We start from the raw sequence: 6330 nt of genomic DNA, 5'->3' as shown, positions 1-6330 counted from the left end.
GCTGGGGCTTAACCGGAAGCCAGGCTACTAATCCATATGCCACGCTTTCAACTTACCTTAGTGATGCTTTTTCGGCAGCTAACAGTTTTAACAATACATCGGTTTCTTCAGGGATCGTATTGGGTAACGCCGCCAACCCTTTCCTGAAATGGGAAACAACGCAGGCAGAAGACCTGGGTTTAGACTTGTCGCTGTTTAACAGCAGGTTAAATTTTACAGCTGATGCGTATGTTAAAAATACCAGGGATTTGCTTTTATCCCTTCCGTTGCCGGCTTATGCAGGTGGGGGAAACATTATTAGTAATGTTGGGAAAATGAAAAACAGCGGGCTTGAGTTTAACATTGGTGGTACGCCTGTGCAATCAGGCAAGTTTACCTGGTCGAGCTCATTTAACATAACGTTTCAAAAAAATCTGGTTAAAAGCTTAGGTACATTAGCCAGTGTGTTTTCAGACAAAAACGTACCAAACGCGGGGGCGGGCCTGTCTACCCAACCCGAATTTATAATTAAACCTGGCTATGCGCTGGGCTCATACTGGGGACTGAAATATTTGGGAACATGGAAACCCAATGAAACAGCTGAAGCTGCAAAGTATGGCAATAAGCCAGGCGATTCGCACTACCAGGATTTAAATGGGGACAACGCCATAAACGGCAGTGATTTTCAGATTATAGGGAACGGTACGCCTAAACAATCGCTGGGGTGGAATAATACCTTTACTTATGGCGATTTCTCGGTAAACGTATTTGTTCAGTCGTTATTGGGCTTTAGTAAGCTGGATTACTCTTATGCCAGTTCTATTACCGCAAATGCAGATGCCAAGCAAGCTACTAATGTAGGGGTTTTGAACAGGTACCAGCCCGGTATCAATGAAAGCTCAGATATACCAGCGTTCAGCTCAACCAATAAAGATTATTTTGAATCGAGCCGTTTTCTTGAAAATGGAAATTTTGTGAGGCTGAAGAACTTAAATATTTCTTATCACCTGCCAAAAGGAACCATCAAAAATGTTGATCTAAAGCTATTTGTAGGTGCAACCAACCTATTTACCATAACTAGGTATAAAGGATTTGATCCGGAGTCAACTAACGCGGGTTCGGGCTCAGATGTTACCCAAAGCATTGATTTTGGCTCTTATCCTAATTCGAAGACATTTAACGTAGGTGCGGTATTGAAGTTTTAAACTTATTGAAAAGATAAATTATGAAAAAGATTTTAATTATATTAATGATCCTATCGGTGGTGGGCTGTAAAAAAGCGCTGAATGAAGACCCCAGAGGCCAGGTAGTAGGAACACAGGCATTAAGTACCGTGGCCGGTTTAAATGCAGCATTGGTAGGCGCTTATAAACCATTATCAACCACCTGGATAAACGGGTTTACTACGGCAGCAGTTGTTGCCGTTTTAATGGGCTCTGATGACCTTACTACTCACCCGGCAAGCAACAAGGCCGACCTGAGAGAATTTGATCAATACCATGTTTCCAACCTTAACGGCAGGATGCTCAATATTTGGAACGGATGTTACAAATCAATACAAGGCTCCAATAACATTATCAACAATTATAAATCAACCACAGGCGACGCCGCCGCTATCAATCAAATCCTGGGCGAAGCCTATTATCTTCGCGCGCTTGATTATTATTGGCTTGTTAGGTTATGGGGAAAAATTCCGCTGATTACTTCAGAGGTTTATAGCCCGGAGGTTTTAAAGGTCGGAACATCTGCTCCAGCCGAAGTATATAAACTAATTGAAAGCGATCTTCTGAATGCTGAAAAACTGATGCAAAATAAAAAGCTGGATGCCGGCAGGGCTTCTAAAGGTGCCGCATCAGCGTTGCTTGCGGATGTTTACCTTACAGAAGGCGGCTGGCCCATCAATGATAATTCAAAATATGCATTGGCTGCCGCTAAAGCCAAAGAAGTAATTGACAATAAAGCTACCTACGGTTTCGATCTGGTAGCCGATATAAACACATTATGGCAGAACACCCGGTTAGGAACAACAACATCCGAAGAGGTTTTTGCCATTCATAATTGCGGTACCTGTAACTGGTTTAATTCAAATGCACTTTATGGTTCTTCTGCAATGCCTGGCGAAGAAAACGGCTGGGATGATTTTTTTGCAGAAATCAAATTTTTTGTTGATTTCCCGGCCGGACCAAGAAAGAGTGCCACTTTCCACACGGTTATTAAAAAGTCTGATGGTACAACTATACCTTGGCAGAGTGATGCTGTAAAACACCCTTACTATGAGAAGTTCAGGGCTCCTGTTGAAGGCAGTACCGACGGCTCAAGTGCTACCGTTCAAATGATGCGGTATGCACATGTTTTATTGATATATGCCGAAGCACAGGCCAGGAGTGGCGCTGTTAATGATCAGGCTTACGCAAGTGTTAACGCCATACGTGCCCGTGCTGGTTTGACTCCTTTGATTGGCTTATCAGGTACAGATTTTGTAAAAGCGGTAATCAGTGAAAGGGCCTGGGAATTTGCGGGCGAATATACCAGGTGGTTTGATATAACCCGTTTGCAGCTATTAACCCAGGTTATTGCTAACAGAGATCCGTCAGAAAACGCTCCGATCGGAACGCCGCAGTACTATTTACCTATCCCATCCGGTGATCTGCAGTTAAATCCGAACTTGGGAAATTGATAATCCTTCCACTGAAATTCCTAACCGACCCCTTGTTGGGTTAGAATGAAAGAAGTAAAAAGTTTAGCATGATTTTGATTGGAATCGCCGTCCTGGCGATTCCATCTTTTGTCCTGCACAACAGCAATGAGCTTTAGTTTTTAAATCATTTTCTTTAAAATAAAAGAATGGCAAGAATATTTATGACAATCATGTTGCTAATACTAATGTTGTTTTCTTCCGTGCGGGGGAAGGCACAGTCACCTATATTGGCGCGCCCTACTTCCCGGCAACTTGCATTTCAGGATCTTGAACTTGGAGTTTTTATTCATTACAGTATTGACACATATGCCGCTCGGGATGCACCGCAGGGCAGTACACCGGCATCGGCATTTAACCCAACTGCGCAGAACCCGGAGCAATGGGTGCTGGCCGCTAAAGCAATGGGTGCAACCTATATGGTGCTTACAGCCAGGCATGAGCAGGGCTTTTGTTTGTGGCCGACGCAAACTACAAATTACAGTATCGCGTCGAGTCCTTACAAAAACGGTAAGGGCGATATCGTAAGAGAGTTTGTAAATGCATGCAGAAAACACGGGTTGAAGGTTGGTTTATATACTGCCCCCTGGATAGATTCACATTGGGAAGCTGGCCAACCAGGGTATAAAGACGGAGAAACAGGAAGGATAGATAAATTTGATGATCCGGAGCTGTATAAAARGGCCCTGCAGAAAGAGAAAGAGCAAATCCGCGAATTGATGACTAATTATGGCCCTCTTGTTTTTATCTGGGACGATCATTTTGGCCGTTCAGATGCGATGGATTCTGTACGCTATGGAGGTAAATTAAGAGCGTTTTATGCAGCGCTGACCAAATATGCGCATGGGCTTCAGCCTAAATGCCTTTTCTTGGGGCCAGATATAGAGCATGTTGGTAATGAGAATGGTAAAGCTGGTTACCCGCTTTGGAACGCGCTGAACACCGTTGATGGCACCAGATATTCGGTTAGTAAAACCTACAGATGGGATCATATCAATATTGGTGAGCCATCAGGCAAATTCTACCGGCCGCAAATAGCCCCAACTACCGTTAGCTTTAGTACTGGTGGCTGGATGTGGGATGGGCCGCGTAAAACTCAGTCGCTCGCGAGGCGTATGCAGGCTTACTATGAAACCATCGGACGTGGATCTGGCTTGATCGTGAACCTGACTCCTGATCGACGCGGGTTGATTCCTGACGACCTTGTTGCGGCGGCTAAGGAAACGGGCAATGAAATTAAGCGTAGATTCAGTAATCCAATTGCTGCATCTCATTCAAAATCGCCTATGCAAACCCTGAAATTTAATGGATTAAAAACATTTGACCATGTGGTTACTATGGAAGATCTGCATGACGGACAAAAAATTTCGAAATATACCATTGAAGCACAAGTTGACGGTAAGTGGAAAACTATTATAGCAGGGCAAACTATAGGCCACAAGCGGATAGATCAGTTTGCTAAGGTCTCGGCCACAGCCTTGCGTTTTACGGTTACCAGTTCTATTGCTCAACCGGCAATAATGCGTAGTATTGCTGTTTTTAATGCAGAGACTTTTTAACCCCTTTACCAGCTTATTTACAGCATTCTTAATATATTAACCTAAGAAAGATGAAATACATTACACTTATCACGTTATTATTAATAAGCAAAAGTTTAACCTTTGCAAATGCGGTCAAATCATTGCCAGATACACTTGTGCATGGTAAGGTATTATTTGATACAGATGAGAAACCTATTAACGCCCACGGCCCTGGTGTAATGTATCATCAAGGTGTTTATTACCTTTTTGGTGAAATAAAAAATGGAAAAACATGGCTCGTTCCCGGTCAAAACTGGGAAGATTACCGGGTTCCGGCAGGAGGGATATCCTGCTATTCATCTACCGATCTGAAGCATTGGAAATATAGGGGCATCGCCTTGAAACCAGTAGTTAATGACCCGGGTAATGACCTGGATACCGGCAGGGTGATTGAAAGACCTAAAGTGATCTATAATGAGCATTCAAAGAAATTTGTGATGTGGATGCATATAGATAAGAACGACTACAACTACTCGCGGGGTGGCGTTGCCATAAGTAATAGCCCGGCTGGGCCATACCAATATTTGGGGAGCATAAAACCCAACGACCAAATGCTAAGGGATATGACTTTGTATAAGGATGATGACGGTAAAGCCTACCTGATCTACTCATCCGAAGATAACAATACGATGCATATTTGCCTGCTGAGCGATGATTATTTAAAGCCAACAACAACATATGTAAGAATATTTGAAAATAAAAAACGGGAAAGCCCGGCTATTTTTAAAAATAAAGGAAAATACTATTTAATTACTTCGGGCTGTTCGGGCTGGTCGCCAAATGCGGCATCTTATGCAGTTGCTGATAATATTATGGGGCAATGGATAGAACAAGGCAATCCATGTAAAGGACTAAATGCAGAAGTGACCTTTTTTTCGCAGGGAGCATTTGTACTACCCGTTGCAGGCGAAGCCGGAAAGTTTATCTTTATGGGAGATGTGTGGAATAAAACAGACCTGGAAAAGTCTGCCTATCTGTGGTTGCCTTTAAGCATAAGCGATGGTAAGATAGAAGTCTATAACCCTTAACTTATGGTGGCCGGATTTAGGACTAACATTCCAGGAAGTAAAAAATATTAATATGAACTTTATGAATAAAGTTGCTTGGGCCTCTATGCTGGTACTATTTATCGCAATAGTTGCCAATCTACATGCGCAAACAAAAGCAGTGTCTAAACCTTTGTTTGACGATCCCCTGGAGCATGGCGCTGCTGATCCGGTTGTGATTTACAACAAACAGCAAAAAATGTGGTGGATGTTTTATACTAATCGTCGCGCCATGTTAAATGATTCAACGGGTGTTCAATGGGTACATGGTACCAAAATAGGGATAGCCGAATCAAAAGACGGCAGGGTATGGAAATATAGAGATACGGCAAACATTAATTACCGCGTTAACCCTGGTTACACATTCTGGGCTCCGGATATCATTGAAAATAAAGGCTTGTATCATATGTATTTAACCTATGTGCCCGGAATATTTACTGATTGGAACCATCCCCGGGAAATTGTGCATTTAACCAGTACCGACTTATTTAATTGGAAATTTGAAGCTGTTTTACCGTTAGGTACGCATCACGTCATCGACGCCTCGCTCGCCAAAGTTTCAGACGGTTTATGGAGGCTATGGTATAACGATGAAAAGAAAGGTAAAGCAATAGCATATGCCGAAAGTACTGATCTGTATAACTGGATAGATAAAGGCACAGCCATACCGGCAAATGGCGAAGGTCCTAAAGTTTTCAGATGGCGCAATAAGTATTTCATGATTGTGGATGTATGGAAGGGGATGGAGGTTTACAGTTCTGACGATTTATTAACATGGGCCAAACAGGAGGACCGTATTTTAGAAAAACCGGGTAAGAGCGTGGATGACCAGGCAATTGGCGGCCATTGCGATGTAGTGGTAAATAATAATAAGGCTTACATTTTCTATTTTACCCATCCTGGCCGAACAAAAGACAAACCGGCTGTTAAAGGTTCATTCAAGAATAAGCGGAGTGTAATCCAGTTGGCTGAGTTACATTATAGCAATGGGGTGATATCCTGCAATCGTGATGAACCGACCACTATCCAT

5 protein-coding genes are annotated in these 6330 nt (G+C 42.9%); all 5 read left to right on the top strand.

What is annotated here, in order from left to right; all coding sequences use genetic code 11:
* The coding region (locus tag AC1DPZ_RS19805) for a SusC/RagA family TonB-linked outer membrane protein (RefSeq protein WP_477406613.1) at positions 1 to 1184 on the top strand (1184 nt) is incomplete at its 5' end.
* A 20-nt stretch (positions 1185 to 1204) separates the two neighbouring features.
* Entirely contained in the window at positions 1205 to 2656 is a 1452-nt protein-coding gene (locus AC1DPZ_RS19800; RefSeq protein WP_477406611.1) for a RagB/SusD family nutrient uptake outer membrane protein, read from the top strand.
* Positions 2657 to 2823: 167 nt separating this feature from the next.
* Positions 2824 to 4233, top strand: coding sequence for an alpha-L-fucosidase (locus AC1DPZ_RS19795; RefSeq protein WP_477406609.1), 1410 nt, complete (start codon positions 2824 to 2826; stop codon positions 4231 to 4233).
* A 50-nt stretch (positions 4234 to 4283) separates the two neighbouring features.
* Positions 4284 to 5282 (top strand): glycoside hydrolase family 43 protein, encoded by a 999-nt coding sequence (locus AC1DPZ_RS19790; RefSeq protein WP_477406607.1) that lies wholly within the window; start codon positions 4284 to 4286, stop codon positions 5280 to 5282.
* A gap of 61 nt (positions 5283 to 5343) precedes the next feature.
* Positions 5344 to 6330: glycosyl hydrolase (locus tag AC1DPZ_RS19785; protein WP_477406605.1), on the top strand; the 987-nt coding region annotated here is incomplete at its 3' end.

It is taken from the genome of Mucilaginibacter sp. P4_G9, from assembly GCF_056400985.1.
The sequence above is the reverse complement of the archived record's forward strand: the minus strand, read 5'-3'. Positions and strand labels throughout refer to the sequence as shown.